Origin of the sequence: Delftia lacustris (assembly GCF_040267515.1) — a bacterium.
In the GTDB taxonomy this organism is placed as follows: Bacteria; Pseudomonadota; Gammaproteobacteria; order Burkholderiales; family Burkholderiaceae_C; genus Comamonas; species Comamonas tsuruhatensis.
Genome location: NZ_CP141274.1, coordinates 1,767,921 through 1,788,194 on the forward strand (window position 1 = coordinate 1,767,921; position 20,274 = coordinate 1,788,194).

The following is a 20,274-nucleotide window of genomic DNA, read 5'->3' on the forward strand; positions in this document are numbered from 1 at the left end:
ATGGTTGAAATTGAACTGGACGGAAAGAAGGTGGAGGTCGCCGAGGGCTGCATGGTCATGCATGCAGCCGAGAAGGCAGGCACCTACATCCCGCATTTCTGCTACCACAAGAAACTTTCCATCGCCGCCAACTGCCGCATGTGCCTGGTGGACGTGGAAAAGGCCCCCAAGCCCATGCCCGCCTGCGCCACGCCCGTGACGCAGGGCATGATCGTGCGCACCAAGAGCGAGAAGGCGATCAAGGCACAGCAATCGGTGATGGAGTTCCTGCTCATCAATCACCCGCTGGACTGCCCGATCTGCGACCAGGGCGGCGAATGCCAGCTGCAGGATCTGGCCGTGGGCTACGGCAGCTCCGCCTCGCGCTACGAGGAAGAAAAGCGCGTGGTCTTCCACAAGGACGTGGGCCCGCTGATCTCCATGCAGGAGATGAGCCGCTGCATCCACTGCACCCGCTGCGTGCGCTTCGGACAGGAAGTGTCCGGCGTGATGGAGCTGGGCATGATCAACCGCGGCGAGCACTCCGAGATCACCACGGTGGTGGGCGATACGGTGGACTCCGAACTGTCGGGCAACATGATCGACATCTGCCCCGTGGGCGCGCTGACCAGCAAGCCCTTCCGCTACAGCGCCCGCACCTGGGAGCTGTCGCGCCGCAAGTCGGTCTCGCCCCATGATTCCACGGGTGCCAACCTCATCGTCCAGGTCAAGAACCACAAGGTCCTGCGCGTCGTGCCCTTCGAGAACGAAGAGGTCAACGAGTGCTGGATCGCCGACCGCGACCGCTTCTCCTATGAAGCCCTGAACAGTGACGAACGCCTGACCCGCCCCATGCTCAAGCAGGGCGGTGAGTGGAAGGAAGTCGACTGGCAGACGGCCCTCGAATACGTGGCCAACGGCCTGCGCCAGATCAAGAACGACCATGGCGCCTCCGCCATCGGCGCGCTGGTCAGCCCGCACAGCACGCTGGAAGAGCTGTTCCTGGCAGGCAAGCTGGTGCGCGGCCTGGGCAGCGAGAACATCGACCATCGCCTGCGCAACGCCGAGTTCACCGCCGCCCAGGGCGTGCAGTGGCTGGGCACGCCCATCGCCTCGCTTTCCAAGCTGCAAGGCGTCCTGGTGCTCGGCTCCAACCTGCGCAAGGACCATCCGCTGTTCGCGCAGCGCATCCGCCAGGCGGCAAAGCAGGGCTGCACCGTGCTCGCCATCAATGAGCGTGTCTACGACTGGGCCATGCCGGTGACGGCGTCCATCGTGGCAGCCCCGGACTGGGCCCAGGCGCTGGCCGATGTGGCCGCCGCCGTGGCGCAGGAAAAGGGTGTTGCCGCTCCCGTGGCCGCCGCCAACGTGCATGCCGAGGCCCAGGCCATTGCCACCGCGCTGCTGCGCGGCGAGCGCAAGGCCATCTTGCTGGGCAATGCCGCTGCGCACCACGCACAGGCATCGACCCTGCTGTCGCTGGCCAACTGGATTGCCGAGCAGACCGGCGCCTCGGTCGGCTACCTGACCGAAGCCGCCAACACGGTGGGCGCGCAGTGGGTGGGCGCACAGCCTGCCGCTTCGGGCCTGAACGCAGGCCAGATGCTGGCTGGCGGCCTCAAGGCCGTGCTGCTGCTGAACAACGAACCCGTGTTCGACTCCGCTGCCGGCGCCCGCGCCTCAGAGGCACTGGGCAAGGCCGAGATGGTCGTGACCCTGAGCCCGTTCAAGGCCAACATGGAATTCAGCGACGTGCTGCTGCCCATCGCCCCGTTCACGGAAACCTCGGGCAGCTTCGTCAACGCCGAAGGCCGCTTGCAAAGCTTCCATGCCGTGGTCAAGCCGCTGGCCGAAGCCCGTCCGGGCTGGAAGGTGCTGCGCGTTCTGGCCAACCTGCTGGGCGTGCAGGGCGTGGACTACGAGACGTCGCAGGATGTGCTCGCAGCCGCCACCGCCGGCGCCACCAGCGTGCCGGCCAACCTGCTGGGCAATGGTGCGCCTGCCGTGAATTCCATCGCCAACGGCGCTGGCCATGCCGCGCCCGTGGTGGCCAGCATTTATCAGCTCGACAGCATCGTGCGCCGCGCGACGTCGCTGCAACTGACGGCAGATGCACGTCAGGCTCGTGAGGGAGGCGCCGCATGATTGACGCACTCAAGACGGCCGGTGCCGGCCTGATCGCCGCCCCCTGGTGGACCGACGTGGCCTGGCCCGTGCTCTGGATCCTGCTGGGCATCGTCGCCATCGTCGCCCCGCTGATGGGCGCCGTGGCCTACCTGACGCTGTGGGAGCGCAAGCTGCTGGGCTTCATGCAGGTTCGCATGGGTCCCAACCGCGTGGGTCCCTTCGGCCTGCTGCAGCCCCTGGCCGATGGCCTGAAGCTGCTGACCAAGGAACTGATCCAGCCCACGGCTGCCGCCAAGGGCCTGTTCTACGTGGGTCCCGTGATGGCCATCATGCCCGCCCTGGCGGCATGGGTGGCGATCCCCTTCGGCCCCGAAGTGGCGCTGGCCAACGTCAACGCCGGCCTGCTGCTGATCATGGCCATCACGTCCATCGAAGTCTATGGCGTGATCATTGCCGGCTGGGCCTCCAACTCCAAGTACGCCTTCCTGGGCGCGCTGCGCGCCTCGGCGCAGATGGTCAGCTACGAGATCGCGCTGGGCTTCTGCTTCCTGGTGGTGATCATGGTCACGGGCAGCATGAATCTGACGCAGATCGTGCTGAGCCAGGGCCAGGGCCAGTTCGCCAGCATGGGTGCCAGCGTCCTGTCGTGGAACTGGCTGCCGCTGCTGCCGATCTTCGTGGTGTACCTGATCTCGGCCGTGGCCGAGACCAACCGCCACCCCTTCGACGTGGTCGAAGGCGAAGCCGAAATCGTGGCCGGCCACATGGTCGAGTACTCGGGCATGGGCTTTGCCATCTTCTTCCTGGCCGAGTACGCCAGCATGTGGCTGGTGTCCATCCTGGCCGTGATCATGTTCCTGGGCGGCTGGCTGCCTCCGTTCGACTTCCTGTCGTTCATCCCCGGATGGATCTGGCTGGCGGCGAAGACTTTCCTGGTCGTGTCCATGTTCATCTGGATCCGTGCCACCTTCCCGCGCTTTCGCTATGACCAGATCATGCGTCTGGGCTGGAAGATCTTCATTCCCGTCACCCTGGTGTGGCTGGTCATCGTGGGTGGCTGGATGCACTCGCCTTGGAACATCTGGAACTGAGCGGAGCAAGAATGTCTGCGGTTGCTGCTACCCCATTTTCGATCAAAGATTTCTTCAAGAGCTTCATGCTCTGGGAACTGGCCAAGGGCATGGCCCTGACTGGCCGCTACACCTTCCGCCGCAAGGTCACGGTGCAGTTCCCCGAAGAAAAGACACCTCTGTCGCCGCGTTTTCGCGGACTGCACGCCCTGCGCCGTTATGACAACGGCGAAGAGCGCTGCATCGCCTGCAAGCTGTGCGAAGCGGTCTGCCCGGCCATGGCCATCACCATCGAGTCCGATGTGCGTGACGACGGCTCGCGCCGCACCACGCGCTACGACATCGACCTGACCAAGTGCATCTTCTGCGGCTTCTGCGAGGAAAGCTGCCCGGTGGATTCCATCGTCGAGACGCATATCTTCGAATACCACGGAGAAAAGCGCGGCGACCTGTACTTCACCAAGGACATGCTGCTGGCCGTTGGCGATCGCTACGAACCCGAGATTGCCGCCGCCAAGGCTGCGGACGCCAAGTACCGCTGAAGCGGCTCCTTGATCACTTGAAAAGATTCGATCCATGGACGCCAAAACTGGTTTCTTCTATCTGTTCTCGGTCGTGCTGCTGTTTGCAGCCTTCCGGGTCGTCACGGCGCGCAACCCCGTGCACGCCGTGCTCAACCTGATCCTGGCCTTCTCGCAGGCTGCCGGCATCTGGCTTTTGCTCAAGGCCGAGTTCCTGGGCGTGACCTTGGTGCTGGTCTACCTGGGCGCTGTGATGGTGCTGTTCCTGTTCGTGGTGATGATGCTGGACATCCGCATCGACGCCGTGCGCCAGGGCTTCTGGAAGCATTTCCCCTTCGCTGCCCTGATCGGCGCACTGATCGCCTTTGAAATGGGCATGGTGCTGATGGGCGGCTTCAGCGGTGTCGAGGAGCCCAAGGCCATTGCGGCCACGGTCAACGCTGCCGGCCAGACCGTGCAGTACTCCAATACCCAGGCCCTGGGCAAGCTGCTGTACACCGAATACCTGTACCCCGTCGAGATCGCTGCCGTGATCCTGCTGGTGGCCATGATCGCCGCCATCGCCCTGACCCTGCGCAAGCGCAAGGACAGCAAGGCAGTGAACCCGGCCCAGCAGATCCGCGTGCGCGCAAAGGATCGCCTCGAGCTGGTCAAGGTGCCGGTCACCCAGGCGCCGCAGGCACCGGCCGCCGAGGCAACCCCCGCCGTGGAGACAAAAGCATGACGCTGACTTTGGGCCATTACTTGACGCTGGGCGCCATGCTGTTCGCGCTCTCCGTCGTTGGCATTTTTCTGAACCGCAAGAACCTGATCGTGCTGCTGATGGCCATCGAGCTGATGCTCCTGGCCGTCAACATGAACTTCGTGGCCTTCTCCAGCTATCTGGGTGACATGCACGGACAGGTGTTCGTGTTCTTCATCCTGACAGTGGCAGCGGCCGAGTCGGCCATCGGTCTGGCGATCCTGGTGCTTCTGTTCCGCAACAAGACCAGCATCAATGCGGAAGATCTCAACTCCCTTAAGGGTTGAGTCCGCCGTAACTTGCAAGGTTCTTAAGAATGAGTCAAACACTCTCTGCATCCATGCTCCTGGCGGTGCCGCTGGCACCGCTGGCGGGTTCCGCGCTCGCGGGTATCTGGGGCACGGCCTTCGGCGGCAACAAGATCGGTCGCGGCGGCAGCCATTCCCTCACGATTTTGGGCGTGCTGATCGCCTTCATCCTGTCGGCCCTCACCTTCAACAGCGTGATCTTCGACGGGGCGCGCTTCGACCAGTCCATCTACACCTGGATGGAAATCGGCGGGCTGAAGATGGAAGTCGGTTTCCTGATCGACAGCATCACGGCCATGATGATGTGCGTGGTGACCTTCGTGTCGCTGATGGTGCACATCTACACCATCGGCTACATGCAGGAAGATGACGGCTACAACCGTTTCTTCTCCTACATCTCGCTGTTCACCTTCTCCATGTTGATGCTCGTCATGAGCAACAACCTGCTGCAGCTGTTCTTCGGCTGGGAAGCCGTGGGCCTGGTGTCGTATCTGCTGATCGGCTTCTACTACAACAAGCCCTCGGCCATCTTCGCCAACATGAAGGCCTTCCTGGTCAACCGCGTGGGCGACTTCGGCTTCATCCTGGGCATCGGCCTGATCGCTGCCTACACGGGCACCATGAACTATGGCGAGATCTTCGCCAAGCTGCCCGAGATCCAGAACACCCTGCTGCCGGGCACCGGCTGGCTGCTGGTGACGGTGACGGCCATCTGCCTGTTCATCGGCGCCATGGGCAAGTCGGCCCAGTTCCCGCTGCATGCCTGGCTGCCCGATTCGATGGAAGGCCCGACCCCCATCTCGGCACTGATCCACGCCGCCACCATGGTGACGGCCGGCATCTTCATGGTCTCGCGCATGTCGCCGCTGTACGAGCTGTCGGACACGGCGCTGAGCTTCATCCTGGTGATCGGCTCCATCACGGCGCTGTTCATGGGCGTGCTGGGCATCATCCAGAACGACATCAAGCGCGTGATCGCGTACTCCACGCTTTCGCAGCTGGGCTACATGACCGTGGCCCTGGGCGCCTCGGCCTACTCGGTGGCCGTGTTCCACCTGATGACCCACGCCTTCTTCAAGGCCCTGCTGTTCCTTGGCGCCGGCTCGGTGATCATGGGCATGCACCACAACCAGGACATCCGCTGGATGGGCGGCGTGCGCAAGTACATGCCCATCACCTGGATCACGTTCCTGCTGGGCAACCTGGCGCTGATCGGCACGCCGTTCTTCTCGGGCTTCTACTCGAAGGACGCCATCATCGAGGCCGTGCATGCCACCAACCTGCCGGGTGCTGGCTTCGCCAATTTCGCGGTGCTGGCCGGCGTGTTCATCACGGCCTTCTACTCCTTCCGCCTGTACTTCATCGTCTTCCACGGCAAGGAGCGCTACGACCAGAATCCCGATGCGCACCACCATGGCCACGATGACCACCACGCCCATGACGACCACCACGGCCATGGCCACGATGCCAAGCCGCATGAGTCGCCACTGGTCGTGACCGGCCCGCTGATGCTGCTGGCCATCCCCTCGGTGGTGATCGGTGCCCTGGCACTGATGCCCATGCTGTTCGGTGATTTCTTCAAGGGCGTGATCCACGTCGATGGCAGCAAGCACGGCGCCATGGCCGAGCTGGCTGAGAAGATCCACGGCTGGGTGCCCATGGCGCTGCACGGCTTCACGGCCGCGCCGTTCTGGCTGGCACTGGCAGGCGTCGTCGTCTCCTACCTGTTCTACATGGTCAAGCCCGAAGTGCCTGCCGCCATCAAGTCGTCCATGCAGAAGATCGGTGTCTACCAGGCACTGGAAGGCAAGTACGGCGTGGACTGGGTCTACGAGAACATCTTCGCCCGCGGCGCACGCGCCTTCGGCAGCTTCTTCTGGAAGGTCGGCGACCAGGCCATCATCGATGGCGGCATCGTCAACGGCTCGTGGAAGCTCATCGGCCGCATCGGCCAGTGGGTGCGCAAGCTGCAGTCGGGCTATCTCTATCACTACGCGTTGGTCATGCTGCTGGGCGTGTTCGCTCTCATGACGTATTTCGTGTGGCTCAACAAGTAGTAGGGGAAGAACAAAAATGCATTGGTTGAGTCTTTCAATCTGGGTGCCGATCGCCTTCGGCGCCCTCCTGCTGGCCCTGGGCCGCGAGGATCAGGTCAAGGCAGTGCGCTGGCTGGCCCTGGTCGGCGCGCTGGCAGGCCTGGCCGTCACGCTGCCGCTGATACAGCAGTTCGACAACAGCACGGCTGCCATGCAGTTCGTGGAGAAGGCGCTGTGGATCGAGCGTTTCAACATCCACTACCACCTGGGCGTGGATGGCATCTCGTTCTGGTTCGTGCCGCTGACCGCCTTCATCACCGTGATCGTCGTGATCGCGTCGTGGGAGAACATCACCGAGCGCGTGAACCAGTACATGGGCGCCTTCCTGATCCTGTCCGGCCTGATGGTCGGCGTGTTCAGCGCGCTGGACGGCCTGCTGTTCTACGTGTTCTTCGAGGCCACGCTGATCCCGATGTACCTGATCATCGGCATCTGGGGCGGTCCCAACCGCATCTATGCGGCCTTCAAGTTCTTCCTGTACACGCTGATGGGTTCGCTGCTGACCCTGGTCGCCGTGATCTACCTGTACACCCAGTCGGGTGGCAGCTTCGAGATCCTCGACTGGCACAAGCTGCCGCTGTCCATGACGGCCCAGACGCTGATCTTCTTCGCCTTCTTCGCGGCCTTTGCCGTGAAGGTGCCGATGTGGCCGGTCCACACCTGGCTGCCCGACGTGCACGTGGAAGCGCCCACCGGCGGCTCCGCCGTGCTGGCCGCCATCATGCTGAAGCTGGGCGCCTACGGTTTCCTGCGCTTTTCCATGCCCATCGCACCCGATGCCTCGCACAAGTGGGCCTGGCTGGTCATCGCCCTGTCGCTGATCGCCGTGATCTACGTGGGCGTGGTCGCCCTGGTGCAAAAGGACATGAAGAAGCTGGTGGCCTACTCGTCCGTGGCCCACATGGGCTTCGTGACCCTGGGCTTCTTCATCTTCAATCCGCTGGGCATTGCTGGCGGCATCGTGCAGATGATTGCCCACGGCTTCGTGTCGGGCGCCATGTTCCTGTGCATCGGCGTGCTCTACGACCGCGTGCACTCGCGTGAAATCGCTTCCTACGGCGGCGTGGTCAACACCATGCCCAAGTTCGCGGCCTTCGCGCTGCTGTTCGCCATGGCCAACTGCGGCCTGCCCGCGACGGCCGGCTTCGTCGGCGAGTGGATGGTGATCCTGGGCGCCGTGCAATACAACTTCTGGATCGGCCTGGGCGCTGCCACGGCGCTGATCTTCGGCGCGGCCTACACGCTGTGGATGTACAAGCGCGTCTACCTGGGTCCTGTCACCAATGACAATGTGCGCGGCCTGACCGACATCGGCAACCGCGAGTTCCTGGTGCTGGGTCTGCTGGCCATCGCCGTGCTGTACATGGGCCTGTATCCCAAGCCCTTCACTGACGTGATGGATGTGTCCGTGGCCGAGCTGCTCAAGCATGTGGCCATGAGCAAGCTGCAGTGACCAGACTGAAACGAGAGAATCGAGATGATTGACAACATCAGCTGGCTGGCCATCTATCCGGAGATCCTTCTCCTGGTCATGGCCTGCGTGATCGCCCTGGTGGACCTGGGCGTCAAAAGCCCGCGCCGCACGGGCACCTATGTTCTGACACTGCTGACCCTGGGCGTGGTGGCCGTGCTGCAAGGCATGTATGCCTCCAGTGGCAACACGTTCTATGGCTGGGGCAACATGGTCGTCTCCGACGCCATGGGCAACTGGCTCAAGTGTTTCGCCACCGTGGCCATGATGGTCACCCTGGTCTACGGCCGACCCTATGCCGCTGACCGCGACATGCTGCGCGGCGGCGAGCTCTTCACGTTGGCCATGCTCGCGCTGCTGGGCATGTTCATCATGATCTCGGGCAACAACTTCCTGGTCATCTACCTGGGCCTGGAGCTGCTGACGCTGTCCAGCTACGCCCTGGTGGCGCTGCGCCGCGACCACACGGCTTCGGTCGAGGCCGCGATGAAGTACTTCGTGCTTGGCGCCATGGCCAGCGGCTTCCTGCTGTACGGCATGTCCATGCTCTACGGCGCGACCGGTTCGCTGGACATCGGCCAGGTGTTCAAGGCCATCAACTCGGGCGAAATCAAGCACCAGGTGCTGGTGTTCGGCCTGGTCTTCGTGGTCTCCGGCCTGGCCTTCAAGCTGGGCGTGGTTCCCTTCCACATGTGGGTCCCCGACGTGTACCAGGGCGCTCCCACGGCCATCACCACCATGATCGGTGGCGCGCCCAAGCTGGCGGCCTTCGCCATCGTCATCCGCCTGCTGGTGGACGGCCTGCTGCCGCTGGCCATCGACTGGCAGCAGATGCTGGCCGTGCTTGCCATTGCCTCTCTGCTGGTCGGCAACCTGGCCGGCCTGCAGCAGACCAACCTCAAGCGCATGCTGGCCTACTCGACCATCTCGCAGATGGGCTTCGTGCTGCTGGGCCTGATGTCGGGTGTGGTCGACGGCAAGGTCGATCCGGCCACCGTCGAGAACGCCTACAGCTCGGCCATGTTCTACGTGGTGACCTATGTGCTGACCACGCTGGCCGCCTTCGGCGTGATCCAGCTGCTGGCCCGCGAAGGCTTCGAGAGCGAAGAGGTCGCCGACTTTGCCGGCCTGAACCAGCGCAGCCCGCTGTATGCCGGCGTGATGGCGATCTGCCTGTTCTCCATGGCCGGCATTCCGCCCCTGGTCGGCTTCTACGCCAAGCTGTCGGTGCTGCAGGCGCTGGTGGCTTCGGGCCACAGCCTGTACATCGCCCTGGCCGTGTTCGCCGTGGTCATGTCGCTGATCGGTGCCTTCTACTACCTGCGCGTCGTCAAGGTCATGTACTTCGATGAGCCCATCACCGCCACCAGCGTTTCCGCTTCGCTGGACGTGCGCGTGGTGCTGACCCTCAATGGCGCCCTGGTGCTGGGTCTGGGCATCCTGCCCGGCGGCCTGATGGCCCTGTGCGCCGACGCCGTCGTGCGCGCCCTGGCTTCCTGATCCACTTTCCCTGTGCAGGGCCTTGCGCGCAAGGCCCTGCGGTGAGGACATCGGCTTGTCGCAAACCGCTTCGATCTGGCTCGTGATATTGGCTGCCCTTGTGGCAGCCAATTTGCCTTTCTTCAACCCCCGCTGGCTGCAGCTGGGGCCGCTGCGCACCCAGCGCAAGCCGCTGGCCCTGTGCCTGCTGGAGATGGTGCTGCTGTACTTCATCGTCGGCGGCGTGGCGCTGCTGCTGGAGCGCCGCGTGGGGCAGATTGCACCCCAGGGCTGGGAGTTCTATGCCATCACGGGGGCGTTGTTCCTGACACTGGCATTCCCGGGTTTCGTCTATCGTTTCCTGATTCACCGCCGCGGCTGAGGCCGCGGTGCCGGTTGCTTCATGGATGAGGGTGCGCGATGAAAGTGCTCGACCTCCATTGCCCGCAGGGCCACCTCTTCGAGGGCTGGTTCGCCTCGGAAGAGGATTTCCAGAGCCAGCTGCAGCGCCAGCTGGTGCTGTGCCCCGTCTGCGGCCACAGCGACATCACCAAGCGCCTGAGCGCCCCCCGCATCAATCTTGGCGCCAAGCCTGCAAGCTTGCCCCCGGCGGCGGCGGCAGAGCCTGCTGCAGCCGCCTCGGCCGCCAGCGCGGCAGCCGCTGCTTCAACGGCCATGCCGCCCCAGGCGCGTGAGCAATTGCAGGCCATGCAGGCCGCCTGGCTGCAGTGGTCGCGCAAGGTCGCGCAGCAGACCGAGGACGTGGGCGAACGCTTTGCCGATGAAGCCCGCCGCATGCACTATGGCGAGACCGAAGAGCGCGCCATCCGCGGCAAGGCCAGTCCCGAGCAGGCCATGCAATTGCTGGACGAAGGCATTGCCGTGGTTCCATTGGCCTTGCCGCAAGGCAGCAAGGAAACGCTGCAGTAACTTGCTCCGGGCACATGCTGTCTTGGCGGCGACAATTGCGCTCATGGTGATCGATCACCAATTCCCATGCCAGGCAACCACCTGGTGCTATTAATTGAATAGCGCTTTGAGTCGCTTTGTCGCCATTCAATTGATGGGGCGACAAACCCAAGCATATCCGCGGCTTTTCGCATAGTGACTGAGCAGGCCACAGGGAGATTGCCCACCTGGGTGTTTCCCGTAAGGCAGCAGACATTGGTCGCTGTCTGCCAAGCCGCAAAAAGGGTAGTTTGCTATCTCTTTGGAAGCGCTCTGGCCTTCCGCTTGGGCGTTGCCGGGCCGAGGTGATGGAGAACCCTAGGGCCCGCCTGCAGCCGCGGCGCCTTGCAGCCCCGTGACTGCTTGATTATTTCAAGTGTGAGTGGTTGCTTCTTGTTTTTGCGGCGACTCGTCTTGATGCGCCATGCTGCAGTGCGGGGCAGGGCCTGTGCTTAGGAGCACCTACGTAGGCGTTTTCCCGCTGCGGTGCACAACGTCGGCAAGCCTACGATGCGTCCGACCCTGCACAACGCCCACCAGAGCCTCTGGCGACGCGTTGGCGGCTGGCAGCATCAACGGAGCAGGCGAAGCGCACATGAGCGACGTTATTCTCGAAACCCGGAACCTGACCAAAGAGTTCAAGGGATTTACGGCGGTGAGCAAGGTGGACCTTTCGGTGCGCCGCGGCTCCATCCATGCCTTGATCGGCCCCAATGGCGCAGGCAAGACCACCTGCTTCAATCTGCTGACCAAGTTCCTGGAGCCCACCTCCGGCACCATCCGTTTCAATGGCGAGGACATCACGCAGGAGGCGCCGGCGCAGATCGCGCGCCGTGGCGTGATCCGGTCCTTCCAGATCTCGGCCGTCTTCCCGCATTGCACGCTGCTGGAGAACGTGCGCATCGGCCTGCAGCGCAAGCTGGGCACCGAGTTCCATTTCTGGCGCAGCGAAAAAAGCCTGTCCATGCTCAATGACCGCGCCATGCAGCTGCTGTCCGAAGTCGGCCTGCAGGACCTGGCCGACGAGGTCACCGTCAACCTGCCCTATGGCCGCAAGCGCGCGCTGGAGATCGCCACCACTCTGGCCATGGAGCCCGAGCTGATGCTGCTGGACGAGCCCACCCAGGGCATGGGCCACGAAGACGTGGACCGCGTGACCCAGCTGATCAAGAAGGTCTCGGCAGGCCGCACGATTCTCATGGTGGAGCACAACATGAAGGTGATCTCCACCATCGCCGACCGCATCACGGTGCTGCAGCGCGGCGCCGTGCTGGCCGAGGGGCCATACGAGGAAGTTTCGCGCAACCCGCAAGTGATGGAAGCGTATATGGGCACCACCGACGGCCAGTTGCAGGGAGCGCATTGAGATGACTGCACCGGCATTGGAAATCAAGGGCCTGCAGGCCTGGTATGGCGAATCCCATGTGCTGCACGGCATGGACCTGGTGGTCCAGCCCGGCGAGGTAGTCACGCTGCTGGGGCGCAACGGCGCGGGCCGCACGTCCACGCTGCGCGCCATCATGGGGCTGACGGGCGCGCGCAAGGGCTCGATCAGGATCAATGGCGTGGAGGCCATCCACCTGCCCACGCACCGCATTGCCCACCTGGGCGTGGGCTACTGCCCGGAAGAGCGCGGCATCTTCTCCAGCCTCTCGTGCGAGGAGAACCTGATGCTGCCGCCGCCGCTCAAGACCGGCCAGCAGGGCATGAGCGTGGACGAGATCTACGCCATGTTCCCCAACCTGGCCGAGCGCCGCCACAGCCAGGGCACGCGCCTGTCGGGCGGCGAGCAGCAGATGCTGGCGGTGGCGCGCATTTTGCGTACCGGCGCGCGGCTGCTGCTGCTCGACGAGATCTCCGAAGGCCTGGCCCCCGTCATCGTGCAGGCGCTGGCCCGCATGATCACCATGCTGCGCACCAAGGGCTACACCGTGGTGATGGTGGAGCAGAACTTCCACTTCGCGGCGCCGCTGGCCGACCGCTTCTACGTGGTCGAGCACGGCCATGTGGTCGAGCGTTTCGGCGCGGCCGAGCTGCAGGCCAAGATGCCCGTGCTCAACGAACTGCTCGGAGTCTGACCCGGATATCCATCGTGGCTGGCGCCTGGGGCTCGCCGGCTGCATTCCTGCCATGGCCCTGTGACAAAAAACCCAAGACATCAACGCGAAGGAGACACCAATGAAAGCAAAACTGACCGCACTGTCGTGCATGCTGGCCGCCGCCGGCCTGGCCAGCCCGCTTGCCATGGCACAGGAGAAGGTGAAGATCGGCTTCGTGACCGACATGTCCAGCCTGTATGCGGACGTGGAAGGCAAGAACGCCGTCACCGCCATGCAGATGGCCATCGATGACTTCGGCGGCAAGGTGCTGGGCCAGCCCATCGAGCTGCTGAGCGCCGACCACCAGAACAAGGCCGACATCGCCGCCTCCAAGGTGCGCGAGTGGGTGGACACGCAAGGTATCTCGCTGGTGTTCAGCGGCACCAACTCCGGCACGGCCCTGGCGGTCTCGCAGGTGGCCAATGAGAAAAAGCGCGTGCACTTCAACAGCGGCGCAGGCTCGTCGGCGCTGACCAACGAGCAGTGCAATCCCTACACCGTGCACTACGCCTATGACACCGTGGCCCTGGCCAAGGGCACGGGCACGGCCGTGGTGGAGCGCGGCGGCAAGGACTGGTTCTTCCTGACGGCAGACTACGCCTTCGGCCACGCGCTGGAGAACGACACCACGGCGGTGATCAAGGCCAAGGGCGGCAAGGTGGTGGGCGGCGTCAAGCATCCGCTCAACGCCTCGGACTTCTCGTCCTTCCTGCTGCAGGCGCAGGCCTCCAAGGCCCAGATCCTGGGCCTGGCCAATGCCGGTGGCGACACCATCAACGCCATCAAGGCGGCCAAGGAATTCGGCATCAACAAGAGCATGAAGACCGTGGGCCTGCTGGTGTTCCTGACCGACATCCACAGCCTGGGCCTGAAGAACACCGAAGGCATGCAGTTCACCACCAGCTGGTACTGGGACCAGAACGACGCGGCGCGCAAGTTCGCCGAGCGCTTCTTTGCCAAGACCAAGCGCATGCCCACCTCCATCCAGGCCGCCGACTACTCGGCCGTGACCAGCTACCTCAAGGCCGTGCAGGCCGTGAAGTCCACGGATGCCGACAAGGTCATGGCCCATCTCAAGAGCACGCCCATCGACGACTTCTACGGCAAGGGCTCGATCCGTCCCGACGGCACCTTTGCCCACGACATGTACCTGGTCGAGGTCAAGAAGCCCGCCGAGTCCAAGAAGCCCTGGGACTACCTGAAGGTCGTGGCCACGCTGCCCGCCGACCAGGTCTGGACCACCAAGGCCGAGACCAAGTGCGCGCTGTGGAAGTAACGCCGCCCCGCCACTGACCCCCAACCGCCACCCGGCCAACCACGACAGCTGCATCCCATGGAAATCTTTGGTGTTTCCCTGCCAGGCCTGATGAGCCAGCTCCTTCTGGGGCTGGTCAACGGCTCGTTCTACGCCATCCTCAGCCTGGGGCTGGCGGTGATCTTCGGCCTGCTCAACGTGATCAACTTCGCCCACGGCGCGTTGTTCATGCTGGGCGCCATGGTCACCTGGATGGCCATGAGCTACTTCAACATCAACTACTGGGTGATGCTGGTGCTGTCGCCGCTGCTGGTGGGCCTGCTGGGGGTGCTGATCGAGCGCTTCCTGTTGCGCTGGATCTACAAGCTCGACCATCTCTACGGCCTGTTGCTGACGCTGGGCCTGTCGCTGCTGATCGAGGGCCTGTTCCGCTCGGTCTACGGCGTCTCGGGGCTGGGCTATGACACGCCCGAGCTGCTGGAGGGCGCGACCAACCTGGGCTTCATGATCCTGCCCAACTACCGCGCATGGGTAGTGCTCGCCTCCATCGTGGTCTGCGTGGCCACCTGGTTCATGATCGAGAAGACGCGCATTGGCGCCTACCTGCGGGCCGGCACCGAGAACCCGCGCCTGGTCGAGGCCTTCGGCGTCAACGTGCCCGTGATGATCACGCTGACCTATGCCTTCGGCGCGGCGCTGGCGGCGTTTGCCGGCGTGCTGGCGGCGCCCGTCTACCAGGTCACGCCGCTGATGGGGCAGAACCTCATCATCGTGGTCTTCGCCGTGGTGGTGATCGGAGGCATGGGCTCCATCATGGGCTCCATCCTCACCGGCCTGGGCCTGGGGGTGATCGAGGGCCTGACCAAGGTCTTCTGGCCCGAGGCATCGTCCACCGTGGTGTTCTTCATCATGGTCATCGTTTTGCTCATCCGCCCCGCCGGCCTGTTCGGCAAAGAGAAATAACAAGAACGAGGACAAGGGGCCGACCACATGAAATCCAAGACTCTCGTTCAACGCATTGCCCCCTGGGGCTATGGCCTGCTGCTGCTGGGCCTGCTGGCGGCGCCCCTGCTGGGCGCGTATCCGGTGTTCGTGATGAAGCTCATGTGCTTCGCACTGTTCGCCTCGGCCTTCAACCTGCTGCTGGGCTACACGGGCCTGCTGTCCTTCGGCCACGCGGCCTTCCTGGGCGGCGCGGCCTATGTGACGGGCTACGCCATCAAGGGCTGGGGCTTCACGCCCGAGCTGGCCATGCTGGCCGGCACGGCCGGCGGCGCGCTGCTGGGGCTGATCTTCGGCTGGCTGGCCATCCGCCGCCAGGGCATCTACTTTTCCATGATCACGCTGGCGCTGGCCCAGATGCTGTTCTTCGTGTGCCTGCAGGCGCCCTTCACGGGCGGCGAGGACGGGCTGCAGGGCGTGCCGCGCGGCAAGCTGTTCGGCCTCATCGACCTGGCCAGCGACATGACCATGTACTACGTCACGCTGGTCATCGTGGTCCTGGCCTTCCTGCTGATCGTGCGCACCATCCACTCGCCCTTCGGCCAGGTGCTCAAGGCCATCAAGGAGAACGAGCCGCGCGCGACCTCGCTGGGCTACGACGTGGCGCGCTTCAAGCTGCTGGCCTTCGTGATCTCGGCCGCGCTCACGGGCCTGGCCGGTTCGCTCAAGACCGTGGTGCTGGGCTTTGCCACGCTGTCGGATGTGCACTGGACCACCTCCGGCCACGTGATCCTGATGACGCTGATGGGCGGCCTGGGCACGCTGTCCGGCCCCATCCTGGGATCGGCCGTGGTGGTCATGCTGGAAAACAAGATCGGCGAGTTCGGCCTCTTCCTGCAGCGCCTCACGGGCGTGGAGTGGTTCTCCACGCTGGGCGAGTCGGTGACCATCGTCACGGGCCTGATCTTCGTGGTCTGCGTGCTGCTGTTCCGCAAGGGCATCATGGGCGAGCTGATCGTCCGGCTGCAGAAAAAGCGTACCCCTTGAGAGCCGGGTTGGGACGGTTTCAAGGGGGGGGGGCTACGTGCCCATGCTGTTGACTGCCATAGCTACAACTGCAGCGGCCGGGCGTAGCCCGTCATCTCCAGGTATCCCTGACCGGCTCGCGCCTCCTGGCCCGGGCCGGTGGGCTTTTGCAGGCGGCACAGGCCCTCCCAGTAGATGGCGCCGGTGGAGGCGCTGCTGTCCAGCTCCTGGTCATCGACCAGGGCGTTCACGGTGAAGCGGCCTGCGGGCGTGTCCACCTGCCATTGCACGGGGTAGCGAGCTCCGCTGGCAGGGCTGCTCCAGTGGCGCAGCGGCGTGAACTGCACTGCATCGTGGGCGAAGACCTGCAGCGTGCCATCCACACCGCGCAGCGAGCCGCCGGCCCACAACGCGCTGCCATCCGCCCGTCGCACGCGAAAGGCCGTGAGCGCGCCGCCGTCGAACAGGTTCATGCCTATCCAGTCCCAGCCCACGGCCTCGGGGTGCAGCAGGGCCTGGCTCCATTCATGGTCCAGCCAGGCGCGGTTGTCGCCGGGCTCGCGTGCGGCTTCTATCGCCATGCGCTGGCCTGCCAGCTCCAGCGTACCGCTCACCTGCAGCTGCGGGCGGCTGTAGTAGTAGCTGGCCTGATCGGGTTCGGGACCCTTGCGCGACAGGCCGGCGCGGCCCTGCAGCAAGGGGGGCAGGTGGGTGTCAAAGCGCAGGTCCAGGGCGAATGTGCTGCTGCGCAGGCGCGTGGTATAGCGCTCGGCAGCGCCTTCATCGGTGCGGGCCAGCGACCAGTCCTGCAGCCGCACGTCGGCATCGGTCTCGCTGGCCTGGGCAATGCCCAAGCCTGCGCGCGCAATGCGCTGGTCGTGGTGCAGGCGGGCGCCCTGCACATCGCACAGCGCCGCATGGGCAAACAGCAGCTGGCGCGCCGCAAAGGCGGAGCGCAGCTCCTGCGTGGCCTGTACGCGCGACCGGAAGAAGGTGATCTGGAAACCCCATGCCCGGCCCGCTGCGCGTGCCTGGCCGGTGATGTACCACCACTCGGTGCGCAGCCCGGGGTGGCTGCCGTGGTCGCGCGGGAAGACCAGCGTGCGTGGCGGCAGTGCCTGGGCGGGCAGTCCTGCCGCCCCCAGGCCCAGGCCGGCAGCCAGGCCCAGAAGATGGCGGCGGGGCAGGGGCATCATGGATCAGCCTTGCAGCTGCGCGATGCGCGCCTGGGCCGGCCCGCAGTCGCCGATGCGCTGCATCACCCAGTCCGCATCATGGTAGGTGGGCAGGTAGCGCTCGCCCGCATCGCACAGCAGCGAAAGAATGGAGCCCTGCTCGCCGCGCTGGCGCATCTCGCTGGCCAGCCTGAGCATGGCCACGTAGTTGGTGCCGGTGGACGGCCCCACGCGCCGGCCCAGCAGTGCGGACAGGCTGCGCATGGCGGCCAGGGAATCGCAGTCCGCCACTTCCTCCATGCGGTCCACCAGCGTGCGCACGAAGCTGGGCTCCACGCGCGGGCGGCCTATGCCCTCGATGCGCGAGCCCGGCGCGGTGAGGGTGGCATCGCCCGTGCGGTGGTAGGCGGCGAACACCGAGCCCTCGGGGTCGGCCACGCAGATGCCCGTGGCATGGCGCTGGAAACGCACGTAGCGGCCGATGGTGGCACTGGTGCCGCCCGTGCCCGCGCCCACCACGATCCAGCGCGGCACGGCATGGCGCTCGCGCCGCATCTGGGTGAACATGCTCTCCGCAATATTGTTGTTGCCACGCCAGTCGGTGGCGCGCTCGGCATAGGTGAACTGGTCCATGTAGTGGCCGCCGGCCTGCGCGGCCACGGCGCGTGCCTCGTCATAGACCTGGGCGGCGCTGTCCACCAGATGGCAGCGGCCGCCGTAGAACTCGATCAGTGCAATCTTCTCCACCGAGGTGCTGCGCGGCATCACGGCCACGAAGGGCAGGCCCAGCAGGCGCGCGAAGTAGGCCTCGCTCACGGCCGTGGAGCCGCTCGATGCCTCGACGATGGTCGATCCCTCGTGCACCCAGCCATTGCACAGCGCATAGAGAAACAGCGAGCGCGCCAGCCGGTGCTTGAGGCTGCCCGTGGGATGGGTGGATTCGTCCTTGAGGTAGAGATCGATCCCCAGGCCGGCAAAGCCGGGCAGGGGCAGCGGTATCAGGTGCGTGTCGGCACTGCGCTGGTAGTCGGCCTCGATGCGGTTGATGGCTTCATGCAGCCAGGGGGAGGTGGTGTGCGGCATGGCGGCCATTGTCGCAGGCTGCCCGGCCCAGGCGGCTACAGGCCATAGAAGGGGCGATTGGCCTCGATGCGTGCCTGCTCGCTGGCAGGGTAGCGGCGTTCGGCCAGCAACTGCTGCAGCGCGGCGCGGCCCAGGTCGCGCAGCGGGGTGTAGAAGGCGCTGACGGCCAGCTCGTCCAGTGCGCGCCAGGCATAAACCTGGGCGTCGATGAACAGGATGTCCTCGGCCGGGCGCGGCAGCGCGGCGGCCTGGCGCGCATAGAGGCAGGCCAGGGCGAACTCGGACCGCTCGCGGTGGTAGCGCGCCAGCTCGCACAGGGGCTCGGCCCGCTGCGGTCGCGCGGCATAGGCGGTGAGATAGGCCTCGCGCACGGCGGCCGGCTCGGCGCCCGAGCGCTCCAGCAGCACGCCGATCTGGAACAGCGCAAACCACTGCTCCTCGGCCCAGCCGCCCATGGCGGCGCGCTGCCGGTACCAATGCAGGCTGGACTCGATCTGGCCCGCGTCGCGGTGGCTTTGCGCCAGATAAAACACGTTGCGCGTGTTGCCGGGCTGCTCGCGCACGGCCTTCTCGAGCACGGCGATGTCGCGCAGGTAGGTCTGCGGGTCCCGCGCCCGCGCGCCGTCGTGCGAGACATCGATGTACGGCCCCGCCAGCATCTGCCAGGCCTGGTGCGCCGGGGCGGTCAGGTACTCGTGCAGCACGCCTTCCCAGCGCCAGTCCACGCGCGTGGCGATCAGCGCATTGCGCTGGTATTCGGTGCCCGCCATGTGGCAGGACAGCATGCAGCCGTCCGCCTCCAGCGCCGGCCATGCAAAGCCTTCGGGCACGCGCAGCTGCTCGTCGGCATCGATGAACAGCAGGTAGTCACCGTGCGGCCGCGCCAGCTCCAGCGCCTCGTTGCGGTTGTGGGCGAAGTCCACCCAGGGCCGCTCGTGCAGGCTGCCGGGTATGCCCTCCATGCACTGGCGCACCAGGTCCTGCGTGCCATCGCTGGAGCCCGTGTCCACGATCACCCAATGGTCCACCCACGGCTTGACCGAGGCCAGGCAACGCGCGATCACCGGGGCCTCGTTCTTGACGATCATGTTCAGGCAGATATGGACGCGGCGCGCAGGTCGCATAGCGAGCTCACTGGCAGGAGGCCACCACGATCAAACCGGTAACCGCCGTATTGAAGGCCTGGGTGCCAACCAACTGCACAGTCATGGTGTCGCCTGGTGCGTAAGTGGCGGGGCCGGACACATCACATGTGGGGTTGGCATTGGAAAGCGTACAGATTGGCACGCCCGACACATTGGAGAAGTTCTCGTTCACGCCTCGACGCAGCTGCAGCGTCAGGCTCAACGCCCTGTTCTCTGTCAGCATGGCGCGCAATGACGCATTGGTGCATGAGGTGTGTACCATGCGCTGCGCATCGGTCTCGAATGTGTTACCGCCGCCGTTGGCAAACAAATAAATTGTGCCGTTGCCAGCGCTGTTGCCGCGGGCAGGAGTTGTATACGTCTGGAAAAACCCACCCGAGCCTGCAGGCCCCTGGACTCCTGCAGGGCCTGTGGGGCCTTGAAGTCCAGCTCCTGTGGCACCCGTCACGCCCTGGATGCCCTGGATTCCCTGAATGCCTTGCGCGCCCTGGGGCCCTGTGGGACCTGTGTCACCCTGGGCCCCTGTCACGCCCGTAGCCCCTGTCATGCCGGTCGGGCCCGTCGGGCCGGTTGCACCCGTGGCCCCTGTAGGTCCGGTGGGTCCAGTCGCGCCAGTGGCCCCCGTCGAACCCGTGGTGCCTGGGGTGCCCGCACCGGTGGCCCCAGTCGGACCAGTGACTCCCGTTGCGCCTGTCGGTCCAGCCACCCCCGTGGCGCCGGTCACGCCTGCTGGGCCTGTTGCCCCTGTGGCGCCGGTCGCACCTGTGGCTCCCGTAGCGCCAGTTGCCCCGCCGCCCACACCCGGCGC

Annotated in this window: 19 protein-coding genes; 15 read left to right on the plus strand and 4 right to left on the minus strand. The window is 65.0% G+C overall.

What is annotated here, in order from left to right; translation table 11 throughout:
- From nuoG to U6958_RS09545, 15 genes are all read left to right on the plus strand, one after another.
- Entirely contained in the window at positions 1-2,124 is a 2,124-nt protein-coding gene (nuoG, locus tag U6958_RS09475; protein WP_074921026.1) for an NADH-quinone oxidoreductase subunit NuoG, read from the plus strand.
- Positions 2,121-3,197 (plus strand): NADH-quinone oxidoreductase subunit NuoH, encoded by a 1,077-nt coding sequence (gene nuoH / locus U6958_RS09480; protein ID WP_016447706.1) that lies wholly within the window; start codon positions 2,121-2,123, stop codon positions 3,195-3,197. The genes nuoG and nuoH overlap by 4 nt, the downstream gene beginning before the upstream one ends.
- A gap of 11 nt (positions 3,198-3,208) precedes the next feature.
- Positions 3,209-3,718, plus strand: a complete 510-nt coding sequence (gene nuoI / locus U6958_RS09485; protein WP_016447705.1) for an NADH-quinone oxidoreductase subunit NuoI — start codon at positions 3,209-3,211, stop codon at positions 3,716-3,718.
- A gap of 34 nt (positions 3,719-3,752) precedes the next feature.
- On the plus strand, positions 3,753-4,421 hold the full coding sequence (locus tag U6958_RS09490; RefSeq protein WP_012206970.1) for an NADH-quinone oxidoreductase subunit J: 669 nt from the start codon (positions 3,753-3,755) through the stop codon (positions 4,419-4,421).
- Positions 4,418-4,726 carry an NADH-quinone oxidoreductase subunit NuoK gene (gene nuoK / locus U6958_RS09495; RefSeq protein WP_016447704.1) on the plus strand — a complete coding sequence of 103 codons (309 nt, stop codon included), beginning with the start codon at positions 4,418-4,420 and terminating at the stop codon, positions 4,724-4,726. The genes U6958_RS09490 and nuoK overlap by 4 nt, the downstream gene beginning before the upstream one ends.
- Positions 4,727-4,755: 29 nt before the next feature.
- Positions 4,756-6,804: an NADH-quinone oxidoreductase subunit L gene (gene nuoL / locus U6958_RS09500; protein WP_208607035.1), complete on the plus strand. Its 2,049-nt coding sequence runs from the start codon at positions 4,756-4,758 to the stop codon at positions 6,802-6,804.
- 16 nt (positions 6,805-6,820) lie between these two features.
- Positions 6,821-8,296, plus strand: coding sequence for an NADH-quinone oxidoreductase subunit M (locus tag U6958_RS09505; RefSeq protein ID WP_046239124.1), 1,476 nt, complete (start codon positions 6,821-6,823; stop codon positions 8,294-8,296).
- Positions 8,297-8,320: 24 nt separating this feature from the next.
- On the plus strand, positions 8,321-9,814 hold the full coding sequence (nuoN, locus tag U6958_RS09510; RefSeq protein WP_016447701.1) for an NADH-quinone oxidoreductase subunit NuoN: 1,494 nt from the start codon (positions 8,321-8,323) through the stop codon (positions 9,812-9,814).
- Between the two features lie 55 nt (positions 9,815-9,869).
- The gene (locus U6958_RS09515) at positions 9,870-10,175 is read left to right on the plus strand and encodes a DUF2818 family protein (RefSeq protein ID WP_016447700.1); all 306 of its coding nucleotides are present in this window, start codon (positions 9,870-9,872) and stop codon (positions 10,173-10,175) included.
- A gap of 38 nt (positions 10,176-10,213) precedes the next feature.
- Positions 10,214-10,723, plus strand: a complete 510-nt coding sequence (locus tag U6958_RS09520; protein ID WP_034363788.1) for a DUF1178 family protein — start codon at positions 10,214-10,216, stop codon at positions 10,721-10,723.
- Between the two features lie 613 nt (positions 10,724-11,336).
- Entirely contained in the window at positions 11,337-12,107 is a 771-nt protein-coding gene (locus U6958_RS09525; RefSeq protein WP_016447698.1) for an ABC transporter ATP-binding protein, read from the plus strand.
- 1 nt (position 12,108) lies between these two features.
- Complete coding sequence (locus U6958_RS09530; protein ID WP_016447697.1) at positions 12,109-12,819, plus strand: ABC transporter ATP-binding protein; 711 nt, start codon at positions 12,109-12,111, stop codon at positions 12,817-12,819.
- A 100-nt stretch (positions 12,820-12,919) separates the two neighbouring features.
- On the plus strand, positions 12,920-14,116 hold the full coding sequence (locus U6958_RS09535) for an ABC transporter substrate-binding protein (RefSeq protein WP_016447696.1): 1,197 nt from the start codon (positions 12,920-12,922) through the stop codon (positions 14,114-14,116).
- Between the two features lie 57 nt (positions 14,117-14,173).
- Positions 14,174-15,058 carry a branched-chain amino acid ABC transporter permease gene (locus U6958_RS09540; protein WP_012206960.1) on the plus strand — a complete coding sequence of 295 codons (885 nt, stop codon included), beginning with the start codon at positions 14,174-14,176 and terminating at the stop codon, positions 15,056-15,058.
- Between the two features lie 27 nt (positions 15,059-15,085).
- The gene (locus tag U6958_RS09545) at positions 15,086-16,084 is read left to right on the plus strand and encodes a branched-chain amino acid ABC transporter permease (RefSeq protein WP_016447695.1); all 999 of its coding nucleotides are present in this window, start codon (positions 15,086-15,088) and stop codon (positions 16,082-16,084) included.
- Positions 16,085-16,146: 62 nt separating this feature from the next.
- Here U6958_RS09545 and U6958_RS09550 read toward each other — a convergent pair whose 3' ends face one another.
- From U6958_RS09550 to U6958_RS09565, 4 genes are read right to left on the minus strand one after another with little or no spacing between them, the layout of a single operon-like run.
- Positions 16,147-17,259, minus strand: coding sequence for a lipocalin-like domain-containing protein (locus U6958_RS09550; protein WP_074921024.1), 1,113 nt, complete (start codon positions 17,257-17,259; stop codon positions 16,147-16,149).
- 3 nt (positions 17,260-17,262) lie between these two features.
- Positions 17,263-18,330: a PLP-dependent cysteine synthase family protein gene (locus U6958_RS09555; protein WP_016447693.1), complete on the minus strand. Its 1,068-nt coding sequence runs from the start codon at positions 18,328-18,330 to the stop codon at positions 17,263-17,265.
- Positions 18,331-18,356: 26 nt separating this feature from the next.
- Positions 18,357-19,445 carry a glycosyltransferase gene (locus tag U6958_RS09560; protein WP_074921023.1) on the minus strand — a complete coding sequence of 363 codons (1,089 nt, stop codon included), beginning with the start codon at positions 19,443-19,445 and terminating at the stop codon, positions 18,357-18,359.
- Positions 19,446-19,452: 7 nt separating this feature from the next.
- Positions 19,453-19,776: a hypothetical protein gene (locus U6958_RS09565; protein ID WP_082254695.1), complete on the minus strand. Its 324-nt coding sequence runs from the start codon at positions 19,774-19,776 to the stop codon at positions 19,453-19,455.
- Positions 19,777-20,274 lie beyond the last annotated feature (498 nt).